The 26,602-nt window shown below is 72.8% G+C and carries 24 protein-coding genes and 1 pseudogene; 9 read left to right on the top strand and 16 right to left on the bottom strand.

Annotation, left to right across the window (positions count from 1 at the left end; translation table 11 throughout):
- Positions 1 to 3 precede the first annotated feature (3 nt).
- Complete coding sequence (locus C6361_RS19400) at positions 4 to 465, top strand: hypothetical protein (RefSeq protein ID WP_107268578.1); 462 nt, start codon at positions 4 to 6, stop codon at positions 463 to 465.
- 148 nt (positions 466 to 613) lie between these two features.
- On the opposite strand, the gene C6361_RS19395 is transcribed toward C6361_RS19400, so the two are convergent.
- From C6361_RS19395 to ligD (C6361_RS19375), 5 genes are all read right to left on the bottom strand, one after another.
- Positions 614 to 982 carry a hypothetical protein gene (locus tag C6361_RS19395; RefSeq protein ID WP_107268577.1) on the bottom strand — a complete coding sequence of 123 codons (369 nt, stop codon included), beginning with the start codon at positions 980 to 982 and terminating at the stop codon, positions 614 to 616.
- 19 nt (positions 983 to 1,001) lie between these two features.
- The gene (locus C6361_RS19390; RefSeq protein WP_107268576.1) at positions 1,002 to 1,757 is read right to left on the bottom strand and encodes a WXG100 family type VII secretion target; all 756 of its coding nucleotides are present in this window, start codon (positions 1,755 to 1,757) and stop codon (positions 1,002 to 1,004) included.
- 24 nt (positions 1,758 to 1,781) lie between these two features.
- Complete coding sequence (locus tag C6361_RS19385) at positions 1,782 to 2,084, bottom strand: hypothetical protein (protein ID WP_107268575.1); 303 nt, start codon at positions 2,082 to 2,084, stop codon at positions 1,782 to 1,784.
- A 106-nt stretch (positions 2,085 to 2,190) separates the two neighbouring features.
- A complete protein-coding gene (ligD, locus tag C6361_RS19380; RefSeq protein WP_107268574.1) occupies positions 2,191 to 3,108 on the bottom strand; it encodes a non-homologous end-joining DNA ligase in 918 nt (305 codons plus the stop codon).
- On the bottom strand, positions 3,098 to 4,051 hold the full coding sequence (gene ligD / locus C6361_RS19375) for a non-homologous end-joining DNA ligase (RefSeq protein ID WP_107271037.1): 954 nt from the start codon (positions 4,049 to 4,051) through the stop codon (positions 3,098 to 3,100). The genes ligD (C6361_RS19380) and ligD (C6361_RS19375) overlap by 11 nt, the downstream gene beginning before the upstream one ends.
- 167 nt (positions 4,052 to 4,218) lie before the next feature.
- On the opposite strand from ligD (C6361_RS19375), the gene C6361_RS19370 reads away from it, so the two are divergent.
- The gene (locus C6361_RS19370) at positions 4,219 to 5,238 is read left to right on the top strand and encodes a Ku protein (RefSeq protein ID WP_107268573.1); all 1,020 of its coding nucleotides are present in this window, start codon (positions 4,219 to 4,221) and stop codon (positions 5,236 to 5,238) included.
- A 44-nt stretch (positions 5,239 to 5,282) separates the two neighbouring features.
- On the opposite strand, the gene C6361_RS19365 is transcribed toward C6361_RS19370, so the two are convergent.
- Both C6361_RS19365 and C6361_RS19360 read right to left on the bottom strand, forming a co-directional pair.
- The gene (locus C6361_RS19365; RefSeq protein ID WP_107268572.1) at positions 5,283 to 6,215 is read right to left on the bottom strand and encodes a DUF5995 family protein; all 933 of its coding nucleotides are present in this window, start codon (positions 6,213 to 6,215) and stop codon (positions 5,283 to 5,285) included.
- Positions 6,216 to 6,378: 163 nt separating this feature from the next.
- Positions 6,379 to 8,676 (bottom strand): discoidin domain-containing protein, encoded by a 2,298-nt coding sequence (locus C6361_RS19360; protein WP_107268571.1) that lies wholly within the window; start codon positions 8,674 to 8,676, stop codon positions 6,379 to 6,381.
- A 281-nt stretch (positions 8,677 to 8,957) separates the two neighbouring features.
- On the opposite strand from C6361_RS19360, the gene C6361_RS19355 reads away from it, so the two are divergent.
- From C6361_RS19355 to C6361_RS38250, 3 genes and pseudogenes are all read left to right on the top strand, one after another.
- Positions 8,958 to 10,094 carry a glutathione-independent formaldehyde dehydrogenase gene (locus tag C6361_RS19355; RefSeq protein ID WP_107268570.1) on the top strand — a complete coding sequence of 379 codons (1,137 nt, stop codon included), beginning with the start codon at positions 8,958 to 8,960 and terminating at the stop codon, positions 10,092 to 10,094.
- Positions 10,095 to 10,124: 30 nt separating this feature from the next.
- Positions 10,125 to 10,760: pseudogene (locus C6361_RS37660) on the top strand (HAD family hydrolase); the annotation flags it as partial.
- A complete protein-coding gene (locus tag C6361_RS38250) occupies positions 10,758 to 11,129 on the top strand; it encodes an Mth938-like domain-containing protein (protein ID WP_304598550.1) in 372 nt (123 codons plus the stop codon). The pseudogene C6361_RS37660 and the gene C6361_RS38250, both read left to right, overlap by 3 nt.
- A 153-nt stretch (positions 11,130 to 11,282) precedes the next feature.
- Here C6361_RS38250 and C6361_RS19345 read toward each other — a convergent pair whose 3' ends face one another.
- A complete protein-coding gene (locus tag C6361_RS19345) occupies positions 11,283 to 12,254 on the bottom strand; it encodes a quinone oxidoreductase (protein WP_107268568.1) in 972 nt (323 codons plus the stop codon).
- Between the two features lie 40 nt (positions 12,255 to 12,294).
- Positions 12,295 to 12,786, bottom strand: a complete 492-nt coding sequence (locus C6361_RS19340) for a helix-turn-helix domain-containing protein (RefSeq protein ID WP_107271036.1) — start codon at positions 12,784 to 12,786, stop codon at positions 12,295 to 12,297.
- A gap of 75 nt (positions 12,787 to 12,861) precedes the next feature.
- Here C6361_RS19340 and C6361_RS19335 point away from each other — a divergent pair, with 75 nt between their 5' ends.
- Positions 12,862 to 13,701 carry an SDR family NAD(P)-dependent oxidoreductase gene (locus tag C6361_RS19335; RefSeq protein WP_159079384.1) on the top strand — a complete coding sequence of 280 codons (840 nt, stop codon included), beginning with the start codon at positions 12,862 to 12,864 and terminating at the stop codon, positions 13,699 to 13,701.
- A gap of 331 nt (positions 13,702 to 14,032) precedes the next feature.
- Positions 14,033 to 14,860, top strand: a complete 828-nt coding sequence (locus tag C6361_RS19330; protein ID WP_107262290.1) for an FkbM family methyltransferase — start codon at positions 14,033 to 14,035, stop codon at positions 14,858 to 14,860.
- A gap of 60 nt (positions 14,861 to 14,920) precedes the next feature.
- Here C6361_RS19330 and C6361_RS19325 read toward each other — a convergent pair whose 3' ends face one another.
- Entirely contained in the window at positions 14,921 to 16,741 is a 1,821-nt protein-coding gene (locus tag C6361_RS19325; RefSeq protein WP_107268566.1) for an acyltransferase family protein, read from the bottom strand.
- Positions 16,742 to 17,198: 457 nt separating this feature from the next.
- On the opposite strand from C6361_RS19325, the gene C6361_RS19320 reads away from it, so the two are divergent.
- Positions 17,199 to 18,224, top strand: coding sequence for an NADPH:quinone reductase (locus tag C6361_RS19320; protein ID WP_107268565.1), 1,026 nt, complete (start codon positions 17,199 to 17,201; stop codon positions 18,222 to 18,224).
- Positions 18,225 to 18,237: 13 nt separating this feature from the next.
- Here C6361_RS19320 and C6361_RS19315 read toward each other — a convergent pair whose 3' ends face one another.
- The 5 genes from C6361_RS19315 to C6361_RS19295 all read right to left on the bottom strand — a co-directional run bounded on the left by C6361_RS19315 (position 18,238) and on the right by C6361_RS19295 (position 24,254).
- The gene (locus C6361_RS19315) at positions 18,238 to 19,584 is read right to left on the bottom strand and encodes a sialidase family protein (RefSeq protein WP_107262284.1); all 1,347 of its coding nucleotides are present in this window, start codon (positions 19,582 to 19,584) and stop codon (positions 18,238 to 18,240) included.
- 51 nt (positions 19,585 to 19,635) lie between these two features.
- Positions 19,636 to 20,139: an RNA polymerase sigma factor gene (locus C6361_RS19310; protein ID WP_234358892.1), complete on the bottom strand. Its 504-nt coding sequence runs from the start codon at positions 20,137 to 20,139 to the stop codon at positions 19,636 to 19,638.
- A 149-nt stretch (positions 20,140 to 20,288) separates the two neighbouring features.
- Positions 20,289 to 21,356 carry a hypothetical protein gene (locus C6361_RS19305; protein ID WP_107268564.1) on the bottom strand — a complete coding sequence of 356 codons (1,068 nt, stop codon included), beginning with the start codon at positions 21,354 to 21,356 and terminating at the stop codon, positions 20,289 to 20,291.
- A 243-nt stretch (positions 21,357 to 21,599) separates the two neighbouring features.
- The gene (locus C6361_RS19300) at positions 21,600 to 22,511 is read right to left on the bottom strand and encodes an NADP-dependent oxidoreductase (RefSeq protein WP_107268563.1); all 912 of its coding nucleotides are present in this window, start codon (positions 22,509 to 22,511) and stop codon (positions 21,600 to 21,602) included.
- 96 nt (positions 22,512 to 22,607) lie between these two features.
- Positions 22,608 to 24,254 carry a long-chain fatty acid--CoA ligase gene (locus C6361_RS19295; RefSeq protein WP_107268562.1) on the bottom strand — a complete coding sequence of 549 codons (1,647 nt, stop codon included), beginning with the start codon at positions 24,252 to 24,254 and terminating at the stop codon, positions 22,608 to 22,610.
- Positions 24,255 to 24,309: 55 nt separating this feature from the next.
- Here C6361_RS19295 and C6361_RS19290 point away from each other — a divergent pair, with 55 nt between their 5' ends.
- On the top strand, positions 24,310 to 24,804 hold the full coding sequence (locus tag C6361_RS19290) for an NUDIX domain-containing protein (protein WP_234358891.1): 495 nt from the start codon (positions 24,310 to 24,312) through the stop codon (positions 24,802 to 24,804).
- Positions 24,805 to 24,838: 34 nt separating this feature from the next.
- On the opposite strand, the gene C6361_RS19285 is transcribed toward C6361_RS19290, so the two are convergent.
- Positions 24,839 to 26,467, bottom strand: coding sequence for an MDR family MFS transporter (locus C6361_RS19285; RefSeq protein WP_107262274.1), 1,629 nt, complete (start codon positions 26,465 to 26,467; stop codon positions 24,839 to 24,841).
- Positions 26,468 to 26,602 lie beyond the last annotated feature (135 nt).

The following is a 26,602-nucleotide window of genomic DNA, read 5'->3' as shown; positions in this document are numbered from 1 at the left end:
CGCATGAGTGAGACCGAGCTGACGCGGCTCGTCGCCGAGACCATCCGCGCGTCCGGAAACCCGGACATCGTTGCGGCAGTGCCGTTCGGCGGCGAGATGGACACACCCGGCATCCGGATAGAGCATGCGGGCGGCGGCACGACGTACCTGGTCCTCACCCCTCCCGGGCGTAGCGAGGCGACAGCCGACGTGGTGGAGTTCCTCGATTTCGTCGCGGACCTGCTGCACCGAGCGCAACGACCGGAGATCCTGCGGGTGGAGACCGTGCTCACGGCCATGGACCACCCTTCCGGACTGCGGGTGACCACGGCGGCCGGAGACGTGCGGGTGCTGCGGGTACTACGCACCGAGGCGCGGCCGGTGATCGCCGTCCCGATGACCCCCGCCACCTCCGCCCCCGACGGGGCGGCGCTCCGGGACGCGTTCCCGCGCGCCGGGCGTACCGAATCTGAAGGAGGTGATTGATCGGAGGCAGTTGGTTCCCCCGCGCAAACATCACAACTCCGGCCCGCCCGAACAGGGTGCAGCCCAGCTTTCCCCGGGCGGGCCGGAGCGCGGCGGGAAAGGCACGTTCACAAAGGAGGTCGATCGGGCGTTGGCGGGCGGGCGCCGGTCAGTAGCCGTCGGGGTGGTCGCGCCACCAGCGTTCGCGGTCGCGGCGCTCCCGCTCCAACCGCTCCCGCAGCGCGGCGAACTCCCGCTCGCCCTGGGCCGCCAGCTCGGCCCGCTCCTCCTCGGAGGTCTCCGCCCAGCGCTGCGCGAACTGCTCCATCCGTGGGTTGAGCGCCGAGGCGAACACCGGCGAGGTGGCCACCTCGCGCAGTCCGCGCCGGCCGTCCAGCACGTCGGCCACCAGCCGGCGGAACTCCGGGTCGTCGGTGCGTTCGCTGAGAGTCTTCAGCGAGTCGCGCAGGTGGCGGGAGAGCACCGGGTCGCCCCCGGCGACGTCGAGCAGCGGTTCGTCGTCCTTCGGTGGTCTCATCTGGTACTCCGGCTCCGACTCAGTCGCGGTGGTGGGAAACGGGTGGTTCGGCCGGCGGTCGTACCGCCGGGTGGTCGTACTCCCTGGCCGGCAGGAGCGGCAGGCTGGTGTCGCTCACCTGGCCGAGCAGGCCGGCGACCACACCGCTGAACGCCTGCACGGCGTTCCAGATGGTGCTGTGCAAGCTCAGAATCTGATTCCACTTCGCGACGGCCTGACCGGCGGTGAACGCGATGCTGGCCCCGCCGAGGATCGGGCCGATGATGGTGGGAGCCGACGCCGCCGTCGCCGCCATCTCGATGCCGATCGCGATCAGCAGGTCGACGAGCCCTTCCAGCAGACCCTTCAGGGCGCCGGCCGTCTCGTAGACGCTGAACGCCGTCACGTCCAACTGCCAACCGAGCTGGACGAGAACGCTGATCTGGTCCCTGAGCACCTGCCCGACGCCGCTGAAGTACTCGTCGGCGGCGTCCCGGGCGTTGCCCTCCCAGCCGTAGCCGACGGTGGCGACCGCAGAGTTGAGGGCGCCGGCACACGCCTCGTTGAAGTCGGCCAGGGTCTGCACCGCCTTGCCGGCCGTCTGCACCGCCTGCCAGTCGCCGGTGAACTGCTCGGCGGCCCACTGGAACGGGTTGGTGCCGATGACGAGGTTCATCGCCTCGCCCAGCCAGTACGACGGGCTGATGTACTGGGAAATGCCGAGGTAGTTCTCCAGGCTGTCCGGAATCGGGTCCTCGACCTTCGGGTCGATCAGTTCGTCCAACGGGTCGGCCATGCCGGTTTCCTTCCTCGCCGACGCTCAGTAGGTCCGGTCGAGCTGTTCGGCCGCCGCCGCGTCCGTGGTCTCGTAGTAGTGCGCGACCCGCTCGACCTCCTCGGCGGAGAGCCGCAGGACGTTCTCGAGCTGGGCGTAGGAGAGGTACAACTGGTTCTTGATCCTGGTGACGGCGTCGAACACCGTCTGGAACAGCGGTCCGGAGGATCCACCGATCTCCAGCCATCTGTCGTTGTACTGCTGTGCGCCCACCGAGTCGTTGACCAGGCCGGTGATCGTGGCGCCGAACTCGCGGATGACCGCCGGATCGGCCTTGAAGGACGGCACGTTTCCCCCCGTACGGAGCTGCGCGGCACAGACGCGTCGAGGTTGCCAGGCACCGACTTCAGATCGGCTTCACCGGCCGCCGGCCGCCGGCCGCCGGCCGCCGACGTCACCGGACCGGCAGCTCCGGGCCGCCGTCGAGCAGTTCGATCAGCAGGTCGCCGTACTCCTCGATCCGGTCCAGCACCTCGGCGGCGGGGAACTGGCGGACGGCGCCCGCCTCCCCGTCGGCGGCTGCCTCCACCTCGGCCCAGGTCAGCGGGGTGGAGACCGACGGCGTCGGCTGGGCCCGCAGCGAGTACGGCGCCACCGTCGTCTTCGCCGCGTTGTTCTGGCTCCAGTCGATGAAGATCTTGCCGGGGCGGAGCCGCTTCGCCATCTGGGCGGTGATCGACTTCGGTGCCTCGCGGGCGAGTTCCTCGGCGATCCGGCGGGCGTAGCCGGAGACGACGTCGGCGGACTGCCCGCCGGAGACCGGGCAGGAGAGCTGCATGCCCTTCTTGCCGGAGGTCTTCGGATAGCTGGCGATGCCGTCGGCGGCGAGGCGTTCCCGGATCAGCAGCGCGACCCCGCAGCACTCGACCAGGCCGGCCGGGGCGCCCGGGTCGAGGTCCATCACCATCAGGTCGGGGTGGGCGCCGACCTGCCACTGCGGGGTGTGCAGTTCCAGCGCGGCGAGGTTGGCCAGCCAGACCAGCGTCGCCAGGTCGTCGCAGACGACGTAGTCGAGCATCTCCCGGCCCTTGGTGGAGCCGGGGGCGGGCAGCCGCTCCAGGCGTACCCAGTCCGGGGTGCTGGCCGGGGCGTTCTTCTCGAAGAAGAAGTTCCCGTCGACGCCGTTGGGGTAGCGGATCCGGGTCAGCGCCCGGTCCCGCAGGTGCGGCAGCAGCGCCTCGGAGACCCGGGTGTAGTAGTCGATCACCTCACCCTTGGTGAACCCGGACGCCGGATAGAGCACCTTGTCCAGATTGGACAGTTCGAGGCTGCGGCCCTCGACCTCGACCCGTACCCGCTGTTCACGCGCCATCGACGTCCGCCACCGTCTTGTCGGTGCGCAGCCGGCGGATCCGCGGGAACCGCAGTCGACCGTCCGGCGTGCGCTGGCCGTACTTCACCTCCACCACGATCTGGGGAGTTACCCAGATCGCGCCCCGGGCATCCTCCCGGGGTACCGGGGTCACGAAGGGCGAGGTTCCGCTGCGCAGCGGCTCCAGTACGGCCAGCAGTTCCCGCTCGATCGCCGCGCCGATGCCGCCGCCGACCCGGCCCCGGTAGACCAGGCCGCCGTCCGGCGCCGGCACCCCGACCAGCAGCCCACCGATCCGGCGTACGCCGGGCCGCCAGCCGCCGACCACGAAGTCGTCGGTGACCTCCAGTTTCACCTTCACCCAGTCCGGCGACCGGATCCCGGCCCGGTAGACGGCGTCGACCCGTTTCGACACCACGCCCTCCAGCCCGTGCTCGCCGGCCGCCTGGTAGGTGGCCCGGCCGTCCGGGAAGACCGGCGGTACCGCCCAGCGCGGCCCGGCCAGGCCGAGCGCCTCCAGCGCCTCCCGGCGGCGCTGGTACGGCCACCCGGTCAGGTCCGTCCCGTCCCGCCGCAGCAGGTCGAAGATCATGTACGTCACCGGGAGGCTCACCGCCAGCCGGGCGGCCCGGGCCGGCTCCCGCACGTGCATCCGCTCGGCGAGCGCGGTGAACGACGGCTGCCCCTGCTCGGTCAGCACCACCACCTCGCCGTCCAGCACCGCGTCGGCCAGCCCCCGCTGCGCGAGCTGGGCGCCCAGCGGGGCGAGTTCCGGATAGGCGGCGGTGATCTGCACCCCGGAGCGCGCGTAGAGCCGCAGCTCGTCACCGGCGAAGTCGGAGACCGCCCGCACCCCGTCCCACTTGAACTCATGCACCCAGCCGGGGCCTGCGGGCAGCTCCCCGGTGACCGCGAGCATCGGCTTGACCGGGGTGCCGGGCACGACCCTCACTCTAGGTCCACGCCGAAACACTCGCGTCCGGTTCGATCCGGTGCGATCCTGGATCGAACGGGTCGTCGCCCACCGGCAAACGGCGGGATACCCGCTGCTCGGGGGCACTTTCACTCGACGGGGTGAATATCCGCCCGGAGAGGGGAAAGGTCGAGATCATGCGGGCTATCTGGCGCGGAGCGGTCTCGTTCGGACTGGTCTCCATCGGGGTACGGGTCTACTCGGCGACCGAGGAGAAGGACATCCGGTTCCACCAGGTGCACCGGACCGACGGCGGGCGGATCAAGTACAAGCGGGTCTGCTCGATCGACGGCGAGGAGGTCAGCTACGACGACATCGCCAAGGGGTACGACATCGGCGGCGGCGAGATGGTCATCCTCACCGACGAGGATTTCGCCGAGCTGCCGTTGAGCACCTCGCACGCGATCGACGTGCTGGAGTTCGTCCCGGCCGAGCAGGTCGACCCGATCCTCTACAACAAGGCGTACTTCCTGGAGCCGGACGGTGCGGCCGCCAAGCCGTACGTGCTGCTCCGGGACGCGCTGACCGACTCGGAGCGGGTGGCGATCGTCAAGGTGGCGCTGCGGCAGCGGGAACAGCTCGCCACCCTGCGGGTCCGGGAGGGCGTGCTGCTGCTCAACACCATGCTCTGGCCGGACGAGATCCGCCGCCCCGACTTCGGCTTTCTGGACGAGGACATCAAGGTACGCCCGCCGGAGCTGGCGATGGCGAGTTCCCTGATCGACTCGATGGCCGGCGAGTTCGAGCCGGACGTCTTCACCGACGACTACCGGGCCGCCCTCCAGGAGGTCATCGACGCCAAGGTCGAGGGCCGGGAGGTGGTGCAGCCGGAGGAGGTCGAGGAGGCACCGGCGGCGGCGGTCGACCTGATGGCGGCGCTGCGGGCCTCGGTGGACCGGGCTCGGGCGGCCCGGGGCGAGGAGCCGGCCGGGGCCGGCGCCGGCCAGCCCACCCCGATCTCGTCGGCCAAGTCCGCGAAGGCGGCGGCGGCGAAGAAGGCGACCGGCACGAAGAAGGCGGCCGGGAAGTCGGCGGAGAAGTCCACCGGGGCGAAGAAGGCCGCCGGGGCCAAGAAGGCGGCGGCCAAGTCGGGTACGGCCAAGAAGGCCGCGACGAAGAAGGCCGCCCCGAAGAAGGCGCCCCGCAAGTCCGCCTGAAACCACCCGCCGCGTTCACGGTCGGGTCTGTCGGTGCCCACCGCTCAGTAGGCCGGCGGCACGCCGAACGGGTACGCCACCGGCGGCGCGCTGCCGTGCCGCTCGGCGCAGTACGTTGCCCGGGGCCCGGGGCCGGACAGCGGCGGGACGTAGCTGGTCAGCGTCGCGATCCCGGCGGCGATCGCCACCGCGCTGGACTCGATGTCGAGTTCGACGAGGGTCCGGGCGAACGGGGTACGGGCACCGGCCAGCCGGACGGCGTTGCGCCACGCCTGATCCCGCCAACTGACCAGCAGCCCGAGGGCGGCGCTGGTCGGGATGCCGGTGTCGAAGCCGTCCCGGTCGAGCCGGGTGACGAGTTCGGCGAGCAGCGGGTCCATCACGGCGGCGAGGATCTCGTTGACCCTGTCGTGGTCGGGTTTCCGGCTGCTGCCGTCCGGTGCGGTCAGCCCGACCCGTTCGAGCACGTACGGCAGGTCCCGGTTGATGTGCGCGTTCATTCCGAGCATCAGGTCACCGGCTCCGGTGAGCCGACGGGACCGGGCCGCGTCCAGGGCGGCCAGCCAGGCGCCGGGTACTTCGGAGCGCCGCCCGGCGGCCCAGTCGTCGTACGCCCGGTAGTAGTACTCGGCAAAGAGCGCGCCCTCGCGGTTGACCCAGGCGTTGTCGGCGAAGTATCCGGCCTGGTCCCGTCCCCACTTGAAGCCCTGGGTGGTGCGCAGGTAGGCGAGCGTGAAGGTGGCGTGGTGGTCGCAGGACCGCCCGAGCGCGGCGTACCGCTCCCGCAGTCGGGCGATGGTGTCGTCGACGCAGCCGGCCCCGCCGTCCGGGCAGGTGTCGGGGACGGTGGCCCGGGCCTCAGCTCCGCCAGGTCGGGCCGGCGACGGTGCGGCGGCGACCTGTGGGGCGGGCGGCAGCGCCCCCGTCACGCCCAGCGTGGCCACCAGCAGAGCCCGGATCGCCGCCTGCCGTCCCATGTCCGCCTCCTCAGATGATGATCGGCGTCAATGCCAGACATCATGGCGAATCTGAGTGACCAGTCAGGAACATCGGTCCGATACCCGACTCGACCAGCAAAAAGCGCCGGATCGGCCGCTATCCTGGCGGCCGATCCGACGCTGTTTCGTCGACGGACCTCTCTCAGCGGTTGCCGAGCACCGCCACCTCCGCCAGCCCGGCCCGGGCGTACGGCACCTCGGGCAGGTCGGTGACGGTGACCCGGACGTACCTGCCGAGCCCGGTAAAGAGGCCCCGCTGGGTCGAACTGGTCAGCGTGTTGTCGGTGCGGTCCAGCACCGGTACCCAGTTCTGCCCGTCGGTGGAGGTCTCCACCAGGTAGCCGTACCGGAACTCGGTGCCGTGCGGGTCACCGGCCGGCACGTCGGCGCACTGCCCGGCCGCCCGCCCGGCGACGGTGTTCGGCCCGCCGTCGCGTACCGGAGCCGGCAGGTTGCCGGCGCAGGCCAGCGTGCCGCGCACGGTGTTCGCGGAGAGCACCACCGGGGTCTCGCCGGTCCGGTTGCCGACCAGGCTGACCGGCCCGGTCACCTGGTTTCCGGTGACCACCAGCCGGCCGGTGGTGCCGACCACCGAGAGCGCGCCGGTGATCCGCGTCCCGCGCAGTTGCACGGACCGGGCGCCGAGCGTGGAGACCGGGCCGGTCACGGTGGCGTCGGTGGCTGCGAGCGAGGCGCCGGGCAGCACGGTGACCGGGCCGGTCACCGTCGCGCCGGGGGCCAGGCAGGTCACCCCGGCGGGTACGGTCAGCGGCCCGGTGTGCCGGCCGGTGACGGTACGGGTGCAGGCGTCCCGCAGGTCGGTGCCGGGGAAGGTCAGCTCGATCCCGGTCAGCGTGTACCAGCGGCCCAGGTCGACCTGCCAGCTCTGCCCGGTACCGGTGGAGGCGGCCCGCCAGGCGGTGTCCGGATCACCGTCCACGGCGTGCCCGCCCGGCTGACCGGGCAGCGCCCCGCTGGTGCCGGTGGGGCGGCCGGCGGAGAGTGTCACGGGGCTGTCCCCGGCGGTGTACCGGGTGTAGTTGTGCAGCCGCTTGGCCTGCGGCAGCGGGTGCCCGGTCACCTTGGCGGCCAGGTCGCACGGACCGTTGCTCTTGATCGTCACGGAGCGGCCCTGTACGTACTCGATGACCTCTTCCTTGTCGTCGCCGCAGAAGTCGGCGTGCCAGAGCCGGGCGCCGGAGTCGAGGGTGCTGATCACGTCACCGGCGCCGTTCATGATGGTGGTCGGCTCGCCGCAGCCCCGGTTCCAGACCATGATCAGGTCGCTGTAGTCGCCGGTCCAGTTGTGGATCGGCTCCGGGATCGAGCCCCAGCAGCCCCGGGTCTCGCGGGTCTCCCGCCAGACGTGCCGGCCCTGCACGTCGAGCAGGAAGAGCCCGTCGTAGCCCTGCGCGGTCCGGTCGATCCGGTCCAGCCCGAGCGACTCCAGGCCGGGCAGCTCCGGCAGGTAGTCGCCGGTCATGATGTTCTGGGTCTCGACGATGTCGGCGTTGCGCCAGATCTCCGCACCGGTACGCCCGTCGTGCGCCACCGCCGCGTCCCCGCCGAGCATCAGTTCCAGCTCGTCGTTGCCGGTGATGTCGGCCATCCACATGGTGTCGGCGTGCCCGTCGCCCTGGTGCTGCCAGAGCAGCTCGCCGTCCGGGCTCAGCATGTCGTAGCCGACCATGATCTCCTGGCGCCCGTCGCCGGTGAAGTCGTACGGCCACGGGTAGTGGCCGGTGTTGCCGCGGTGGGTCCAGAGCAGGTTGCCCTGGCTGTCCAGCGCCCAGGCCGTGTCGTAGCGGTCCTTGAGCACGATCTCCCGGGCGGTGTTCCCGCCGCTGAGGTTGGCGAAGATGATCGCGTCGTGCGCCAGCCGGTCCGGCAGGGCGAAGTCCCGGACGAGCTGGCCGGTTCGGCCGTCGAAGATCATGAACCGGCCCTCGGCCGTGGTGTCGCCGCCGGGGTGCATGATCGCGACGACCTCGTTGTCCCCGTCGCCGTCCACGTCGTGCACCTGCGCCGGGATGTCGCTGCCGTTGTTGCGCCCGCGCGGGTCGACCGTGCCGGCCTGCCAGAGCAGCCGCCCGTCCAGGTCGTACGCGGTCAGGGCGGCGACCAGCGCGCCCTCGTAGCGGTCGTCGGCGGTGTAGTGCGGCTGCATCATCACCACGTCCAGCCGGCCGTCCCCGGTCACGTCGCCGAGCAGCGGCCGGGCGCCACCCCCGGCGGCACTGGTGTCGAAGCTGGTGACCACGGTCGGTTCGACCTGCGCGGCCCGCCCGGCCGGTGAGCCGGCGGCCGGTGCCGGGCCGGCGGCGGTCGCCGTGGGTTCCGCGGCGGCGGGGCTGGCCGCCGCGCCGAGCGCCACCAGCAGGGCGAGCGCGGTGCCGGCGCCCAGCAGGCGGTCGTGCCTGGTCGACGACTTCCGGGACATGGGGCGACCTCCGGTTCGACTCGGCAGTCTGTGAATCGTTTCAAGACATGCCCGCCGAAAATAGCGGCACCCATGAGCACCTGTCAATACCTCACCGACGTGCACCACCGGTCGAAGCCGACCCGGCGGGCCGCCATCCGCAACCGAGCCGACCACACCGAATCACCACGATCGTTTCAATGCCGGCCCCGAAGGCGATTCGCCCGTCATCCGAAGATCATCCGCCTAGGCTGAATCGGGGGGACGGCAGCACCGCCCCGCGCCCGGCGGAGGGAGCGAGCATGAAGGCAGTGGTCTACCACGGGCCGCGCGAGGTCGCGGTGGAGAACGTCGAGGACCCCCGGGTCCAGGACCCCAACGACGTGGTCGTGCAGGTGACCAGCAGCGCGATCTGCGGCTCCGACCTGCACATGTACGAGGGGCGTACCGGCGCGGAGCCGGGCATCGTCCTCGGACACGAGAACATGGGCATCGTGGTCGACGTCGGCCCCGGCGTGGTGCACGTCAAGCGGGGCGACCGGGTGTCGATGCCGTTCAACGTCGCCTGCGGGTTCTGCCCGAACTGCCTGGCCGGTAACACCGGCTACTGCCTCACCGCCAACCCCGGCTTCGCCGGCGCCGCCTACGGGTACGTCAACATGGGTCCGTACCGGGGCGGCCAGGCCGAGTACCTCCGGGTGCCGTTCGCCGACTTCAACTGCCTGAAACTGCCGCCCGGCAACGAGCACGAGAACGACTTCGCGATGCTCGCCGACATCTTCCCCACCGGCTACCACGGGGTGGCGATGACCGAGCTGCGTCCCGGCGAGACCATCACGGTGATGGGTGGCGGCCCGGTCGGGCTGATGGCGGCGTACTCGGCGATGCTGATCGGTGCGGCCAAGGTCTTCCTGGTCGACCGGGTGCCCTCCCGGCTCCGCCTCGCGGAGTCGATCGGCGCGATCCCGGTCGACTTCGGCCAGGGTGACCCGGTCGAGCAGATCCGGGACCAGACCGACGGCGACGGCACCGACAAGGGCGTCGACGCGGTCGGCTACCAGGGCACCGGAGCAGGCGGCGAGGAGCAGCCGGCGTCGGTGCTGAACAGCCTGGTCGAGATCGTCCGGGCCACCGGCCGGATCGGGGTGGTGGGACTCTACGTACCGCACGACCCCGGGGCACCCGACGAACACTCCCGCAACGGCGAGCTGCTGTTCCGGGTCGGCAAGTTCTTCGAGAAGGGGCTCCGGATCGGCAGCGGGCAGACCAACGTCAAGGCGTACAACCGGTACCTGCGGGACCTGATCGTCGCCGGACGGGCCCGGCCGAGCTTCGTGGTCAGCAAGGAGTTGCCGCTCGACGCGGCGCCGGAGGGCTACGACCGGTTCGACCGGCGCGACGAGGGCTACTCCAAGGTGGTGCTCAAGCCCGCCGCGTGATTTCCGCCCCGGCTGGGGCAGGATGGAGCCGTGGTGGATGCGGTGGTCTTCGACCTCGACGGCGTACTGGTGGACTCCGAACCGGTCTGGGAGCGGGTCCGCCGACGCTACGTCGACACCTCGGGCGGCCGGTGGCAGCCCGACACCCAGAGCCGGCTGATGGGGATGAGCACCGGCGAATGGGCCCGCTACCTCGGCGAACTCGGCGTACCCGGCAGTGCCGAGCAGATCGCCACCGACGTGGTCGACGCGATGGCCCGGGAGTACCAGCACAGCCTGCCGGTCATCGACGGCGCGCCCGAGGTGGTCCGCCGGATCGCCGGGCACTGGCCGCTCGGGTTGGCCAGTTCCTCCCCGCGCCGGCTGATCGACGTCGCGCTGGCCACCATGGGGCTGACCGAGCTGTTCCGGGTGACGCTCTCCACCGAGGAGGTGCCCCGGGGCAAGCCGGCACCGGACGCCTACCTGGCGGTCGCGCAGCGCCTCGGCGTACCGGCCGACCGCTGCGTCGCGGTCGAGGACTCCAGCAACGGGGTACGCTCGGCCGCCGCCGCCGGCATGCGGGTGGTGGCGATCCCGCACGGGTCGTACCCGCTCGACCCGGACGCCGAACAGCTCGCCGCGGTGGTCCTGCCGCACGTCACCGACCTGACCGAGGCGACGGTGCCGGCGGCCCGGTCGCCGCGGATCCAGGAGATCTCCTGGGGCCGGATGACGGTGGACGGCCTCGGCGAGGGCAAGGACTTCAAGCTCTATCCCGGCGGCGGCCGGCCCTGGGACTGGGCCGAGACCGGCACCCGGCACGAGCCCGGGATCCAGCCGGCCGACGTCGAGGAACTGCTCGCCAACGGGGCCACCCGGGTGGTGCTCTCCGAGGGCTTCGACGGGCGGCTCCGGGTCGACCCGGCGACGCTGCGATTCCTTCAGGAACGGGCGGTCGAGGTGCAGGTGGCCCGGACCGACGAGGCTGTCGAGCTGTACAACAGCCTCGCCGCCCGGGAGCCGGTGGGCGGGCTCTTCCACTCCACCTGCTGAGAAGGAACTCCGGCACCCCGAGCCCGGCGCGGTCCGCCGGGCAGTGCCGATGTCTGTTCGCGAGACTGTCGAGCTGCCCCGCTTGTGCGCCCGGCCCCGCGACGCGAACCCACCGCCGACGGCGCCAGCCGGCCACGCGTCGCCCACCCGGACTCACCCGGGCAGCAGCAGCGACTTGCCGCTGGTACGCCGGCCCTCCAGGTCGGCGTGCGCCCGGGCCGCGTCGGCGAGCGGGTACGTGGCGCCGACCCGGATCGACAACCGCCCTCCGTCGATCCAGCCGAAGATGTCGGCGGCCCGCCCGAGCAGCTCCGCGCGACTCTCGATGTGCTGCGGCAGGGTCGGCCGGGTCAGATAGAGCGAGCCTCCGGCGGCCAGCCGCTCGGTCTGCAACGGCGGCACCGGCCCACTGCTGGCGCCGTACGCCACCAGCAGGCCACGGCGACGCAGCGCCGCCAGGCTGTCGTCGAAGGTGGCCCGGCCGACGCCGTCGTAGACCACCGCCGCACCGGCACCGCCGGTCACCTCGCGGACCGTGTCGAGGAAGGTGTCGTACCGGGCGACGTGGTCGGCACCGGCCTGGCGGGCCAGCTCGCCCTTCTCGTCCGTGGAGGTGGTGCCGACGACGACACCGCCGCGCAGCTTGACGAGCTGGGTGAGGAGCAGGCCGACCCCACCGGCGGCGGCGTGCACCACGACCGGTTCGCCGGCCGCCACGGGATGGGTGGTGTGCGACAGGTAGTGCGCGGTCAACCCCTGCATCATCGCCGCCGCCGCGACCGGGAGGTCGACGTGCCCGGGTACCGGCACCGCCCGCTCGGCCGGGATCGCGACCTGCTCGGCGTACCCGCCGGGCACACTCACCCAGGCCACCCGGTCGCCCACGGCGAACCCCTCGACCCCCGGCCCGAGCGCCGCGACCGTGCCGGCACCCTCCTGCCCCGGCACCGCCGGCAGCTCGCCCGCGTACGGCGGGACGCCCTGCCGCTGGTAGACGTCGGTGAAGTTGACCCCGACGGCGGCGACGTCCACCAGGAGTTGACCGGCGCCCGCCTCCGGCGCCGGAACCTCCACGGTCTCCAGGACCTCCGGTCCGCCGTGTCGCCGCATCAGCACCGCCCGCATGCGGCCATCGTCCCCCGTACGCCGGCCCGGCACGCCGCGATCACGGCAATCGGTGCTGGCTGCCTCGCGCCCGCAGGGTGGTGCCCGTCGACGGCTCTCCGTCCGCCCGGGCGTCGTCCCGGGCCCGTGCCCGGGTGATGGCGGGCTGGTTGGCCACCGCCCACTCGCCGAGCGCGATCACCAGCGGCAGCAGCGAGCGCCCCAGGCCGGTGAGGGCGTACTCGACCCGGCCGGCGACCACCACCGGGCCGGTACGGCTGACCAACCCGTCACGGACCAGCCCGCGCAGCGTACGGGTCAACATCCGACGGCTGAGCCCGACGACGGCCCGGTCCAGCTCGTTGAAGCCGTAGCTGCGCCGGCTGAGCAGCGACAGCACCAGCATGCTCCACCTGTCGCCGACCCGGTGCAGCACGTCCTGTGCCGAGCAGGCCGCCCGGTCCGCCTCGGTAACCGGCACCCGGATGGCGACCGTCGGGTTCGGCGGTGGATTCGGGGCCGGCGCCCCGGCCGGGGCCTCGTCAGGGGACATCGATGTGCCTTCTTTCGCCCGTCCGTCAGCAAGCCGAGGATCAGGTTATCCGCGACGGGGGACGGGAGACGACGGGTGAGGACAGTGCTGATCACCGGAGGTACCCGGGGCATCGGGGCCGGGCTGGCCCGGCAGCTCCTCGACGGTGGGGCCCGGGTGGTGGCGATCGGCAGCGCCGAAGGGCCCGGCGCGGCGCTGCCGGCCGAGGCGGCCCGCCGGGGGTACGCCGACCGGCTCGCCGTGCACCGGGTCGACCTGGGCTCGGTGGCCGGGACGACCGCGCTCGCCGAGGAACTGCGGGCCCGGTACGAGGTGCTCGACGCCGTGGTGCTCTGCGCCGGTCGCTACCACGCCGGGCGCGCCGAGACCGTGGAAGGCTTCGAACGGACCTTCGCGCTGTACGTACTCAGCCGGTTCCTGCTGCCGGAACTGCTGCGCGAGCCGCTGGGCCGGGCGGACCGGCCGGTGATCCTGAACCTCTGCGGCACCGGCGGCATCCCGGCCGGTCGGATCCACTGGGACGACCTGCAACTGCGACGGCGGTACAGCGGCTTCCGGGCCACCATGCAGGGTGCCCGCGCCAACGACCTGCTCGGGGTCTCCTTCGCGGCCCGGCACGCCGGCAGCGGAATCCGGTACGTGCTCTACAACCCGCTCATCGTCGACACCGGGCTGGCCGACCCGTTCCGGCAACCGACCCGGGCCCTGGTCCGGGTGTTGGCCCGGCTCCTCGCCAGGCGGGTGGAGCAGGTCACCCCGGCACTGGTCGACCTGCTGGCCGACCCGCCCGACCGCCCGCTCTCGGCCTTCCGGCGGGACACGCCGGTCGACCTGAGCCGCCCCGAGTTCGATCCGGAGAGCGCGGCGCGCCTGCACCGTGTCCTCGCCGGCCTGGCCTCGGCACCGGCCGGCTGACGGTCGAACGCACCGCTGTCGGCTTTCCGACCACGCCGGCCCGGCCGGCGGGGGTGGCGCGGGCCTCCGCCGGAGGTGCCCGGGGCGGATCTCCGGGCCGGGCTCGACAGCGCCTGACATCGGGGTTTGTGTGGCGTACGCCCGGGTGCGCCGGGACTGTCCGGCACCTGGGGCGCCACCAGGGAAAATGCGAGAGAATCCCGCGTATCACTCCGTTGCGTATCGGGTCTGTTGCTCTAGGTGATTGTCTGTGTAACCTGCCCGAGGAAAGCGCCAGCGGCCCCACCGGACGTGTGACAACCCCCAACGATCAGCGAGAACGGTCAACGGTATGCCAACTTTTCGATCGACGCTGCGCCGTGCCTACCACCAGTCCGGTGCGCACCACGTCCGCAGGGCCGCCCACCGGATCGCCCTGCGGACCCGCGCCGGGGCGTTCCGCAACGAGATCGGCGTGGTACTGCACGCCGACCACACCGACATCCGGGGCACCGAACTCGCCGTCTACAAGGGAAACCTCGACCGGAAGGCGGTGGCGGCCTGGCGGCGCCTGGTCTCCGAGATCCGGCCCACGGTGGCGGTCGACGTCGGCGCGAACTATGGCGAGGTGGCCTTCTCGACCTGCTACTACGGCCTCCGCGAACTGCATCTGGTCGAGCCGAACCCGGCCGTCCTGCCCTGGCTGCGCAAGACGGTCGCGGCGGCCACCGGCGACTATCCGGGCACCGTACTGCACGCGGGTGCCGCCAGCGACCGGCCCGGCACCGCCCGGCTCTATCTGCACGAGCACACCGGCGTCGCCTCGCTGCGGGTGCAGAACGACCGGGGTGTCGAGGTGGAGTGCTTCCGGCTGGACGAGCGGATCCGGCTCGGCGACGACGACTCGCTGCTGTTCAAGATCGACGTCGAGGGTCACGAGCAGGCCGCCCTGGCGGGGATGGCCGGGCTCTTCCACCGCCGCCGCGTCGCCGGCATCTGCGAGATCCTGCACGCCGACGACGACCTGCTGACATACCTCTGCGCCAACTTCGCGGTCGCGCTCCAGCAGGCCGGCCGGGAGCAGCCGGTGGACGAGTCGCAGCTGCGCGACACCGTCGCCCGGGCCCGGGAGACCGGCTGGGGCGACCTCAGCAAGGACGTGGTGCTCCGCTCGCGCTGACCGCCGGCCGACCGGCCCGGACAGCCATTCGGGGCAGCCGAGGCGGCGCACGGCCTACGGTCACGGGGCGCAGACGAACTGGGGGTCGGCCCAGACGCCGACCGCGCCACCGGACGGGCTGCTGGTGACCAGGTCTACGAAGCTGGCGCGGGCGATCGCCACGTCGATCCGCTCCGCACTGTCCGCCCGGCTGCGTACCCCCGACTCGAAGACGGTCACGTCGTCCGCGCGTACCGCGAAGGCGACCTCGACGTCGTCGGCGCCGACGTCGATCACGGCCCGGAGCCGTTCGCAGCCGGCGGGCGGCTGCACCCGGACCCGGCTCGGCGCGGCGGTCAGCACCGCACGCGGATAGACCTGGCCGTGCACGGTGACCGAGCCGGGGCTCGTTCCGGTCGCCGGGGTCGGTGACGGCCGCTCCGAACTGCCGTCCAGCAGCATGGGCAGGTCGGAGAGGTGGTAGGTGACCTCGGCCGGGGACGGCTGTGCCTGGCTGCGGGTGGTCACCCCGGGCCAGAGGTTGAGCGCCATGACCCCGAGCCCGACGGCCAGCACCGCCACGGTGGAGGCCATCGCCCGGTGCCAGCGCCGCGCCCCCGAGGCGGCCGGCACCGCCGCGGTCACGGCCGGCGCGGTCACGGCCGGCGGCGGAGGCGCGGCCGGAGCGATCCCCGGCGTGGCCCCGGGTACCCCGGCTCCGGCGACCCGCCCGGACGGCGCGCTGCGGGCGGTCCCCCGCCGACCCGGGCTGACCCGGGCCGGCACCAGCGCCGGCCGGCGACGGGCGGCCAGATCCTCGATCCAGCCGAACAGCGCCACCGCCACGGCCACCAGCAGCCAGACGGCGGCCAGCCGGACGGTGACGGTCTGCACCCAGCCGGAGACCGCCAGCGGGGCGATCAGCGCCCCGGCCAGCACGCCCAGCGGCAGGTGCCACAGATAGATGGTGACCGCCCGGGCGTTCAACAGCTCCACCAGGCGGTCCAGCAGGCGGATCCGGCCCAGCCAGTCGAGCCGGGGTCGGAACCGGAGCACCGTCGCGACGAACGCCATCGACCAGAGGGTGTTGCCGCCCGCGATCCGGTTCAGGTCGTAGTTGCCGGTCGACCAGCCGACCGCCAGCACCCAACCGGCCCCGGTCAGCGCGAGCAGCCCGACGGCGAGCGCGTACCGCCGGGCGGGGATCCGGCGCAGCAACCCGTCGTGGTGCGCGAAACCGAGCAGCCAGCAGGCCAGGTAGGTGCTGACGTTGAGCGCCTGCTCGTTGAAGTACCCGCCGACGTTGACGATGTTGAACCGGAAGGCGATCGGCAGCGCCACGGCCAGCGCCAGGCTCTGCCACGGCCAGCGGCGGAACGCGGCGAGCAGCACCGGCGAGAGGAGTACCAGCCAGAGATAGGTGACGATGTACCAGAGCACCACGTTGTAGGCCCAGGCCCACGACTGGTCGCCGACCGGCGGGGTACGGGCGGGAAAGACCCACCAGACCAGTTCGCCCCAGCCGAGTGCCGCGGCCGGCGCCGTACGCCAGCCGGTGACCAGCAGCAGCGTGAGGGTGACCGCCCCGAAGCCCCACAGCGGGGGGAGCAACCGGCGCAGCCGCCGCCCGACGGCCCCCGGGCCGGTACGGTCCAGCGAGCCGGCCATCAGCGAGCCGGCGAGCGCGAACATCAGCCCCATCGCCGGGAAGAGCACGGTCAGCCAGATCCAGCCGAGTACGTGATAGGTCACCACCCGGACCAGCGCGGCCGCCCGCCACAGGTCCAGGTACCGGTCCCGACCCCCGGACGAGCCCCCCGCCCGCCCCGCCGACGGGGCCCCGACCTGGCCGGCCGACGGGACGACGGCAGCCGTCACCGCAGGCTCGGCTGAGGTTCCCATCGGCGTCTCCACGTCTCCGGTCGGCCGCGCCCGACGGTCCGGGCGACTCGTACGTCGCTGGCACGGGCGCCCCGGAACGCCTCCGTCGACTCCGCGCCAACGCCGCCCGCCCGGCTGCCGCCTCCGGCGCAACCGCCCGGCAGGTCGGCGCCCTCGACAGACGGACCCTTGCCCAACAGTCCTACCCGACAAACCTGAACGATCCCTGACCGGGCTTTCACGGCGTGTTCCTCGTCGCTGCGCACCCGCCCAGGGCCGACGGGGCGAGTCTGTGATCTCGCCCACCCGCCTCCGGGGACGGAAACTCCGGCGATCCCCGCGTACGGGCAGCAAGATGGTGATCGGTCGTACCGCGTGCGGCTGCGCTGCCCGCCGTGCACCCGTACGCGGGGCGGGCGGGCCGGCCGGCGGATCGAGACGAGGGGTGATCGGCGTGACAGCACCGGGGAAGTCGACGATGAGGGCGGCCGTCTACCAGCGCACCGGCGATCCGTCCGTGCTGGAGGTGGTGGAGCGGCCGGTGCCGGAGCCGGGCCCGGGCGAGGTCCTGGTCCGGGTCGCCGTCTCCGGGGTGAATCCCACCGACTGGAAGTCGCGGCAGGGCGACGGCTCCGGCACGCCGCCCCGGCACGGCTGGCAGATTCCGAACCAGGACGGGGCGGGGATCATCGAGTCGGTCGGTAACGGTGTCGACGCGAAGCTGACCGGCGAGCGGGTCTGGATCTGGGAGGCGGCCTGGCAGCGGCCGTGGGGCACCGCGGCGGAGTACACGGTGGTGCCGGCCCGGCAGGTGGTGCGGCTCGGCTCGGCCTCCTTCGACCTCGGCGGGGCCCTCGGCATCCCGTTCATGACCGCGCACCGCTGCCTGACGGCCGGCGAGACGATGCCGGACCGCCTCGACGTCGGCGCGCTCACCGGACGCACCGTGCTGGTCCAGGGCGGGGCGGGCGCGGTCGGCAACGCCGCCATCCAGCTCGCCCGGTGGGCCGACGCCACCGTCATCGCCACGGTCAGCAGTGCCGAGAAGGCCCAGCTCGCGGTCGCGGCCGGTGCCTCGTACGTGATCAACTATCGCGAAGAGGACGTGGTCCGCGAGATCCGGAAGATCACGCCGGACGGGGTGGACGCGATCGTCGAGGTCGCCGCCGCCCGCAACGCCGAGATCGACTGTCAGGTGATCGGCGCCAACGGCGCGGTCGCGGTCTACGCCGACGACGGTGGCGCCACGCTCACCCTGCCGGTCCGCCCGCTGATGGTGCCGAACGTCCGCTGGCAGTTCGTGCTGGTCTACACCCTGCCGGCGGTGGCCAAGGCGCAGGCCGTGACGGACGTCGCCGCCGCCGCGTCGTCCGGAGTGCTCCGGATCGGCGCGGAGGCGGGTCTGCCGCTGCACTACTACCCGCTGGACGAGGTGGCCGAGGCGCACGCCGCGGTGCAGAACTCGGCGGTCGGCAAGGTACTCGTGGTGACCAGCGAGTCCTGAGCCGCGGGCGGGGTCAGCGGCGGATCGTGGGCGGCCCGACGTACCGCCACCGGACGCCGTCTTCGGAGAGCCACCCGCCGGAGGAGTCCTGGTTGCCCGGCTGGGCGTACCCGTCGGGAAGGGCGACCGCCGACGCGCCCGGCCCGACCGGGACCTCCCGGAGCCGCTCACCCCGGTCCAGACCCTCGAACATCACCGGGTTCTCGCCGGCCAGGATGCCGACCTGGATCAGCAGCGTGCCGTCGGGCCGGAGTCCGGCCTGGATCATCCGGTCGCCCACCTCGGCCCGGGCGGCCGTACGCCGCCAGTTCCGCCCCTGGTCCTCGCTGCGGTACACCCGCAGCTCGCCGTCGAGCTGGCCGACCGCGTAGGCGACCCGGTCGCCGATGGCCAGGGCAGCCGCGCCGAAGTTGCCGCCGGCCAGGATGTCCTCGGGCAGTACCGACTGCCGCCAGGTGCGCCCGCCGTCCCGGCTGACCCGGATCGCGCTGCCGCTGTAGATCACCTTGTTCTCCGAGACGGTGCCGTTCGGCTCCCGTACCGAGCCGACCCGTCGGTCCGTCCAGCCGGTCACCCACAGTCCCGCCCCGGCCGGCATGTCCTCGATCACCCGGGCGCTGTGCAGCGGCACCTTCCGGGCGAGCCGGACGACGTCCCCGGTCGTCGGGTCCGCCGCGAGCACGGTCAACCCGTCGAGGTTGGGGACCCACGCCAGCGGCCGGAAGGTCTCCGGCACGGCGGCGACCTCGGTGAGTTCCGTCCTCCGCCAGTTGACCCCGCCGTCGTTGCTGGCGAGCCAGAACTCCTCGCTCCGCCGGATGTCGATCCGCCCCTCGGCGTCCCGTGGCCGGGTTTCCACCTCGGCGACCAGGGTCCGGGGTGCCACCACCCGCAGGTGGACCCCGCTGTTGTCCGGCACCGGCAGCGGGTACGACTCCCAGGTCGCGCCGCCGTCCACGCTGGCCGCGAGCCGGATCGCGCAGTTGTCGCCCTGGCAGTCGCGGTACCGCAGGTAGAGGTGGCGCAGGTCGCCGGCGAGCATCCGGCCGGTGACGGTGGAGGGGGCCGGGGTGCCGCCGCGCGCCGAGGCGCTCGGGTCCGGCGTCGGTACGAAGTCGGGGGTGCGGTCGAGCCGGCCCGGCGGGGCGAGCGTGCCGATCCGGTCGGCGGCGCCGTCGTCCGAGGGCAGGCCGCGCCAGACCAGTCCGGCACCGACGGCGACCACGGCGACCAGGCCGGCGACCCCGGCCGCCCGGGTACGCCGCCGTCGGCGCCGCGACCGGCGTTCCACCTCGGCGAAGTGCGGCCTGAACGCGGCCTGGGCCGCCTGGCCGAGACCGGCGAAGTCGGGTTCAGGCATGGAGATCCTCCGGTGAGAGTCGCGCGGCGGTATTCGGGAAGATCGGACGGCTCAGCGGTGCTCTGTCCGGCCGGCGGCGGTGGCGGTCGCCGCTCCGGCACGCTCGCTCAGGTGCCCGGCGAGGGCCTGCCGACCGCGTACCAGTCGGGTCTTGACGGCCTCCACCGAGCAGCCCAGCGTCGTGGCGACCTCGGTCACCGGCAGGTCGCCGATGTGGTGCAGCACCACGGTCTCCCGGGTGGCCCTGGGCAACCGTTGCAGGGCGGCGACCAGCGCCACGTGGTCCGGCGACAGTTCCGGGCTGGCCCGCTCGGCCCCGCCCAGCCGGCCGGAGCGGATCAGCCGGTCGAGTCGTAGCCGACGCCGGAACCGGCTCCGGGCCACGTTCAGCGCGACGGTGCGCAGCCACGCCTCCGGGTTCTCGACCTGGCGGAACCGGCCCGCCCGGGCCAGCGCCCGGACGAACGCCTCCTGTACGGCGTCCTGCGCCTCGGCGTAGTCGGCGGTCACCGCGAAGAGCTGCGCCACCAGCCGCGCCGCCGAAGCCGCGTACACCTCTCGAATTGCCTGATGTCCGTCCACACCGTCCCCTGCCCACCGGTCCGTTCACCAGATACGACCTCCCGGCCGGTCGTCCGGTGACATCCGAATCGGTGGCTCGCCCGGTCTCGGGCTTCCGAGGCGCGGCGGCAGGGTGGGCCGCCTCAGCCGACGGGTGCGCCTCCGGTCGACAGGATGGCGGTGAGCCGGGGGCCGAACCGGGCGAGCGAGTCCCGGTCCTCGCCCGGCCGTACGCCGGAGACCGTCGACCGGGCGACCAGCACCGCGCAGAGCCGGCCGGCGGCCACCGCCCAGCCGGCGGTCCCGCGCTCCTGGTGCCGCAGCGCCGCTTCGGCGATCGTCGCCGCGTCCGGTTCGCTCTCCGTCTCGGCCAGGAAGAGCAGAAGGTACTGCTGGTCGGCGCCCGCGTCTCCCGGTGTGGCGTGCAGGTAGGCGCAGCCGGTGAGCCGGTCCGTGGCGGTGGACACCGCCGGCTGCCCGGTGACGCCCAGCCGGGTGGCCGGCAGGGTGGCCGCCACCGACACCTGGCCGACCTGGTAGCGGTCGCCCTCCAGCATCGCGGCGGCCTCGAAGGCGAGCCCGGCCAGGTCGGCGGCGGGCGCGTACGCCCCGCCCTCGTCGTCGACGAGTACCCGGCCGGTCGGCGTCGCCAGCACCCGGTAGCCGCACTCCCCGGTGAGGTCGACACTGTCCCGGGTCACCTCGGCGAGCAGCGCCGCGAGTTCCGGATCCGCCCGGTCGGCCGCCCCGCGTACCGCCTCGGCGGGCGCCAGCCCGAGCCGCTCGGCCGCGTACGACACCAGGGCGGTGCTGACCCAGACGTCCCGCCAGTCGATCCGGTGCAGTTCGATCGCGGAGAACGCGTCGAACGCGACCAGCACCTCGGCCGGATCCTCGGTACGGATCGCGGCGAGCGCGCGGCGGCGGGCGAAGGTGAGCAGTGTGTACAGCTCGTCGGGGCCGAGTTCGGCACGGAGCCTCCGGCGGTCGGCTGCGGGGAGCCGGGCGTACCCGGTCAGGAAGGCCGTCACCACCGCGTCGGCCGGCGCCGTCACCCACCGCCAGAGGCACTCGGCGGCGGCGGCGTAGTCCACCCCGCGCAGTCCCGGCTGGGGTTCCCCGGTCGCGGCGACCGGACCGGGCCCGGGAACGGTGCGATCGGCGCCGCCGTCGACCGGCGCCGCGCGGCCCGCCGGCCACGGCTCGCTCATACCCGACGACGCTATCCCATCCGGCCCAACATCGGCGCGGTTCCATCCGCGCGGCTCCCGCACCGTCGACCGTCGATCGTGGACGGCCGGGCGCCGCCCGTCGACAGCGACCCCGCCGCCAACCGTGGACGGCCGGGCGCCGCCCGTCGACGGCGACCCCACCGCCAACCGTGGACGGCCGCGCGCCGCCCGTGGGCATTGACCCCGCCGTCGGCCGCGCGGCCGGCGACGGCCGGGCGGTCGTTACGGCATGAGGACGACCTTTCCGCGCAGCCGTCCCGCCTCCACCAACCGGTGTGCGTGGGCCGCCTCGGCCAGCGGCAGCGAGGCCGCGACCCGGGTCCGCAGCCGCCCCTTGGCCACCTCGGTCATCAACTCCGCGAGCATCGGCTGGTCGAGCCGGATCATGACGGTCTGCTGCCGCACATCGCGCGGCGGGTCGAGCGGCGGGACCGGCCGGGTCGTCACCAGGACGCCGCCGTCGGCGACGGCGGCTCCGGCCGCCGCCCCGACCGGCACCGCGTCGAAGACCGCCGGGAACCCGAGCCCGGCCAGCTCGGCGGAGCGGGGCAGCACCTCGGCGACGCCGAGGCCGCGTACCCACTCCTCGTCGTCGGAGCTGGCCACCGCGACCACCTGGTGACCGGCCCGGACCGCCAACTGGGCGGCGAAGCCGCCCACCCCGCCGCTGGCCCCGGTGACCAGCACCGTCGACCCGGCGGCCAGCGACATCATCTCTAGCCCCTGCCGGGCGGTCAGCGCGTTCAGCCCCACCGTGGCCGCCTCCGCCGCGTCCAGCTCGTCGGGTACCGCGACCAGCCAGTCCGGCTTGGCGACGACGAACTCGGCGTACGCTCCGACGTCGCCCCGGGTGAGATACCAGGGCACCATTCCGGCCACCCGGCCGCCGGGGCGGTGCCCGGTGACCCCTTCGCCGACCGCCACCACGTCACCGGCGAAGTCCCAGCCGAGCAGGAAGGGTGGCTCGATCGGGCCGCCGGGGATCCGCCCGATCCGGGCGGCCAGGTCGGCGGGGTGCACCGCCGCCGCGCGTACCCGCACGAGGATCTCGCCGGGGCCGGCCGTCGGATCCGGCCACTCGACCACCCGCAGCACACCGGGACCGCCCAGTGCCGTCACCGCCACCGCTCGCATCGCTCGCCCCCTCCGCGTGGTCAACATCCTTCCCGCCGCGACATCGAGTTGGCAACGGGTCGACCGGACCGGTGGGCCGGGCCGGGAATCCCCGGTTCAGGTCGGAAGTTGGACCACGTCGAGGGTGCCGGCGGCGTAGTCGGCGCGTACCCGCTTCTTGTCGAACTTGCCCACCGAGGTCTTGGGTACGGCGTCGACGAAGGCCCACCGCTCGGGCAGCTGCCAGCCGGCCACCCGCTCGGCGAGGAACTCCCGCAGCTCCGCCGCGCCGACCTCGGCACCCTCCCGCCGTACCACCGTCGCGAGTGGACGCTCGTCCCAGCGCGGGTCCGGTACGCCGACCACGCACGCCTCCAGCACCGCCGGATGCGCCATCAGCGCGTTCTCCAACTCGACCGAGGAGATCCACTCACCGCCGGACTTGATCACGTCCTTGGCCCGGTCGGTGAGGGTGATGAACCCGTCGGCGGAGAGCGTGCCGACGTCACCGGTACGCAGCCAGCCGTCCCGGAACTTCTCCGGGTCCGGTGCGTCGTCGCCGACGTACCGGGCGGTCACCCACGGGCCGCGGACCTCCAGTTCGCCGACGGACTTGCCGTCGGCGGGCAGTTGCGTGCCGTCCGGGCCGACGATCCGGGCGGCGACCCCGGCCGGCACCCGCCCCTGGGTGTAGCGGTAGCGCCAGGCGTCCTCGCCGGTCGCTCCGGCCGGCGGCCGGGCCACCGAGCCGAGCGGGGACATCTCGGTCATCCCCCAGGCGTGGATCACGTCGATGTGGTGCCGTTCCGCGAAAGCGTGCATCAGGGCGGGCGGGCAGGCCGAGCCGCCGACGATCACCTCGGTCAGCGAGGAGGTGTCGACCTCGTTCGCGTCCAGGTGGTTGAGCAGGTCGGTCCAGATCGTCGGCACCGCGCCGGCCAGGGTCGGCCGCTCGGCGGCGATCATCGCGGCGATCGGGGCGCCCTGGAGGAACCGGTCCGGCATCACCAGCGAGGCGCCGGAGAGGAAGGCGGCGTACGGGATGCCCCAGGACATCGCGTGGAACATCGGCACGATGGCGAGTTCCCGGGTGGTCGGGCCGAGCCCGAACGACTCCGGCAGGCAGATCTGCACCGAGTGCAGCCAGATGGACCGGTGCGAGTAGGCGACGCCCTTCGGGTTGCCGGTGGTCCCCGAGGTGTAGCAGAGGGCGGCGGCGTCCCGCTCGTCCAGCTCGGGCCAGTCGTACCGGTCCGGCCGGTCCCGCAGCAGCTCGTCCCAGTGGTGTACGGCGATCCGCCCACCCCCGGCCGAGTGCAGCGCAGCCGGGTCACCGCCGCCGACCACCACCACGTGCTCTACAGTGGACATCTCGGGCAACGCCCTGGCCAGCAACGGGATCAGTGTCGAGTCGACCAGCACCACCCGGTCCTCGGCGTGGTTGGCGATGTAGGCCACCTGGTCGGGAAAGAGGCGGATGTTGAGCGTGTGCAGCACGGCACCCATGCTCGGCACCGCGAAGTAGGCGACCAGGTGCTCGGCGTTGTTCCACATGAAGGTGGCCACCCGCTGGTCACCGGTGATCCCGAGGTCGTCGCGGAGCGCGTGCGCGAGCCGGGCGGCCGTCGCACCGACCTCGGCGTACGTCATCCGGCGCGAGCCGTCGCCCAGCCAGGTGGCCACCTCGGCATCGCCGTGCACCGTGCTGCCGTGTTCGAGGATGCGGGAAATCAGCAGGGGTGCGTCCATCATCGTGCTACGCATGGAGCACAACCTAGTGTCGCAGCTCACACCTTGACCACCCTTGGAAGGCAGGCCGATGAGCAGTATCCCGTGGGCCGAGTCGTACCTCGGCCAGCTCCGCGCCCTCGCCGGTGACCGTACGTTGATGTTCGTCGGCGCCCGAGGCGTGGTACGCGACACGGCCGGCCAGGTACTGCTGATCGAGCGCTCCGACAACGGTTACTGGGCGCTGCCGGCCGGCGCGATGGAACTCGGCGAGTCGATCGCGGAGTGCGCGGTCCGCGAGGTCTGGGAGGAGACCGGGCTGACCGCCACCGAGGTCACCCCGTTCGCCATGTACACCGGCCCGGAGCGCACCTTCACCAACATGTACGGCGACACGTACCAGCTCTTCGTCGTCGCCTTCCGGGTCGACGCCTGGTCCGGAGAGCTGCTCAGCAGTACCGACGAGACCACCGACGCCGGCTTCTTCCCCAGCCGGGCGCTGCCGGCGCCGGTCTCCGACACGGTGCTGGAGACCCTGGACGACCTGGCCGCGTTCGAGCGGACCGGCCAGGTCGTCCTGAAGTAGCCCGCGTCGTCCTGAAGTAGCCCGCCGAGCGGAGTCAGATCAGCGTCTGGGTGTTCGCCTCCATCTCGGTGGCCGCCTCGCCCTTCCGGTCCCGGGCCAGCCGCTCACCGGAGGCGGGCGGCGGGCCGCCGCGCAGTTCGCTGTTCGGCATCGCCAGGGTGACCGCGACCGCCAGCAGGGCGATCAGGCCGGCGACCAGGAAGACGGTGTGCAGCGCGTCGACGAACGACTCCTGCACGGCGGCCCGGATCGGGGCCGGCAGCGCCAGGATCCGGGACGGCTCGTTGACCGAGAACTCGGTGGTGGCGCCGGCGAACTGCACCTGCTGCGCGGGCGCGAGCTGGGCGATCGCCCCGGGCAGCCGGTCGCCGAGCCCGCCGGAGAGCCCGGCCGAGAGCACCGCGCCGAGGATCGCCACCCCGAACGAGCCGCCGAGGGACCGGAAGAAGGTGGCGGCCGAGGTACCGGCGCCGAGGTCGCGCATCTCGACCGCGTTCTGCACGGCGAGGACCAGCGACTGCATGCAGAGGCCCAGCCCGACGCCGATGATCACCATGTAGATGAAGGCGTTCCAGAGCGGGGTGTCGACCTGCAACTGGGTGAAGAGCAGCATGCCGGCGACCAGCACCACCGCCCCGGCCACCGGAAACCACTTGTACCGGCCGATCCGGCTCATCGCCCGCCCGGAGAGTACCGAGGTGACGATCACGCCGGCCATCATCGGCAGCATCAGCAGACCGCTGTCGGTCGGCGAGGCGCCCTTGACGATCTGGAGATAGAGCGGGATGAAGATGATCGACCCGAACATCACCAGGCCGAGGATGAAGCCGGCGCTGTTGGCGAGCGCGAAGGTCGACCGGCGGAAGAGTTTGAGCGGCAGGATCGGCTCGGCCACCCGGGCCTCCTGGACCAGGAAGAGTACGCCGAGCACGCCGCCGGCCACGAAGAGCCCGATGATCACCCCGGAGCCCCAGGGGTACTCGTTGCCGCCCCAGCTCAGCGCGAGCAGCAGCGAACTCACCCCGGCCACCAGCAGGCCGGCGCCGAGCCAGTCGATGGCGTGCTGCCGGCGCTGGAACGGGATCAGCCGCATCACGTGGTAGCAGACGATGATGGCCACCACCGCCAGCGGCACGTTCAGGAAGAAGATCCATCGCCAGTCGTGCTCGGCGAAGTAGCCGCCGACCAGCGGCCCGGCCACCGACGAGACCCCGAAGACCGCGCCGAAGAGGCCCTGGTAGCGGCCACGCTCCCGGGGCGACACCACGTCGGAGATGATGGTGAAGGCGAGCGTCATCAGCCCGCCCGCGCCGAGCCCCTGCACCCCCCGGGTGATGATGAGCTGGGTCATGTCCTGGGCGAAGCCGGCGGCCAGCGAGCCGACCAGGAACGCCCCGATGGAGAAGAGGAAGACCGGACGGCGGCCGAGGATGTCGGCCATCTTGCCGTACAGCGGGGTGGAGGCGGTCGACGCCAGCAGGTACGCGGTGACCACCCACGAGTAGTGGTTGATCCCGCCGAGTTCGCCGACGATGGTCGGCAGCGCCGTTCCGACGATGGTCTGATCCAGGGCGGCCAGCAGCATGCCGGTCATCAGACCGCTCATCAGCAGCAGGATCTGCCGATGAGTCAGGGCCGGTCGCGCTTCCTCAGCGGTGGTCATAGTGCCTTCTCCCCCCGATGGCACAGAAGATGCCTACCGCCGGCCCCGTCCTACTCCCGGCCGGAAACCGGACAGGTCGCCGGGCCCGCCGACAGTTCGACGCGGGCCGGACGGCAACAGTTCGACGCGGGCCGA

It is taken from the genome of Plantactinospora sp. BC1, assembly GCF_003030345.1.
Lineage (GTDB): Bacteria > Actinomycetota > Actinomycetes > Mycobacteriales > Micromonosporaceae > Plantactinospora.
The sequence above is the reverse complement of the archived record's forward strand: the minus strand, read 5'-3'. Positions and strand labels throughout refer to the sequence as shown.

What these genes read in the sequence shown, in the direction of transcription:
- C6361_RS19400 (WP_107268578.1), top strand. Translation starts at nt 4, where the DNA reads ATGAGTGAGACCGAGCTGACGCGGCTCGTCGCCGAGACCATCCGCGCG.
- C6361_RS19395 (WP_107268577.1), bottom strand. Translation starts at nt 982, where the DNA reads ATGAGACCACCGAAGGACGACGAACCGCTGCTCGACGTCGCCGGGGGC.
- C6361_RS19390 (WP_107268576.1), bottom strand. Translation starts at nt 1,757, where the DNA reads ATGGCCGACCCGTTGGACGAACTGATCGACCCGAAGGTCGAGGACCCG.
- ligD (WP_107268574.1), bottom strand. Translation starts at nt 3,108, where the DNA reads ATGGCGCGTGAACAGCGGGTACGGGTCGAGGTCGAGGGCCGCAGCCTC.
- C6361_RS19370 (WP_107268573.1), top strand. Translation starts at nt 4,219, where the DNA reads ATGCGGGCTATCTGGCGCGGAGCGGTCTCGTTCGGACTGGTCTCCATC.
- C6361_RS19365 (WP_107268572.1), bottom strand. Translation starts at nt 6,215, where the DNA reads ATGGGACGGCAGGCGGCGATCCGGGCTCTGCTGGTGGCCACGCTGGGC.
- C6361_RS19360 (WP_107268571.1), bottom strand. Translation starts at nt 8,676, where the DNA reads ATGTCCCGGAAGTCGTCGACCAGGCACGACCGCCTGCTGGGCGCCGGC.
- C6361_RS19355 (WP_107268570.1), top strand. Translation starts at nt 8,958, where the DNA reads ATGAAGGCAGTGGTCTACCACGGGCCGCGCGAGGTCGCGGTGGAGAAC.
- C6361_RS19345 (WP_107268568.1), bottom strand. Translation starts at nt 12,254, where the DNA reads ATGCGGGCGGTGCTGATGCGGCGACACGGCGGACCGGAGGTCCTGGAG.
- C6361_RS19340 (WP_107271036.1), bottom strand. Translation starts at nt 12,786, where the DNA reads ATGTCCCCTGACGAGGCCCCGGCCGGGGCGCCGGCCCCGAATCCACCG.
- C6361_RS19330 (WP_107262290.1), top strand. Translation starts at nt 14,033, where the DNA reads ATGCCAACTTTTCGATCGACGCTGCGCCGTGCCTACCACCAGTCCGGT.
- C6361_RS19325 (WP_107268566.1), bottom strand. Translation starts at nt 16,741, where the DNA reads ATGGGAACCTCAGCCGAGCCTGCGGTGACGGCTGCCGTCGTCCCGTCG.
- C6361_RS19320 (WP_107268565.1), top strand. Translation starts at nt 17,199, where the DNA reads ATGAGGGCGGCCGTCTACCAGCGCACCGGCGATCCGTCCGTGCTGGAG.
- C6361_RS19315 (WP_107262284.1), bottom strand. Translation starts at nt 19,584, where the DNA reads ATGCCTGAACCCGACTTCGCCGGTCTCGGCCAGGCGGCCCAGGCCGCG.
- C6361_RS19305 (WP_107268564.1), bottom strand. Translation starts at nt 21,356, where the DNA reads ATGAGCGAGCCGTGGCCGGCGGGCCGCGCGGCGCCGGTCGACGGCGGC.
- C6361_RS19300 (WP_107268563.1), bottom strand. Translation starts at nt 22,511, where the DNA reads ATGCGAGCGGTGGCGGTGACGGCACTGGGCGGTCCCGGTGTGCTGCGG.
- C6361_RS19295 (WP_107268562.1), bottom strand. Translation starts at nt 24,254, where the DNA reads ATGCGTAGCACGATGATGGACGCACCCCTGCTGATTTCCCGCATCCTC.
- C6361_RS19290 (WP_234358891.1), top strand. Translation starts at nt 24,310, where the DNA reads ATGAGCAGTATCCCGTGGGCCGAGTCGTACCTCGGCCAGCTCCGCGCC.
- C6361_RS19285 (WP_107262274.1), bottom strand. Translation starts at nt 26,467, where the DNA reads ATGACCACCGCTGAGGAAGCGCGACCGGCCCTGACTCATCGGCAGATC.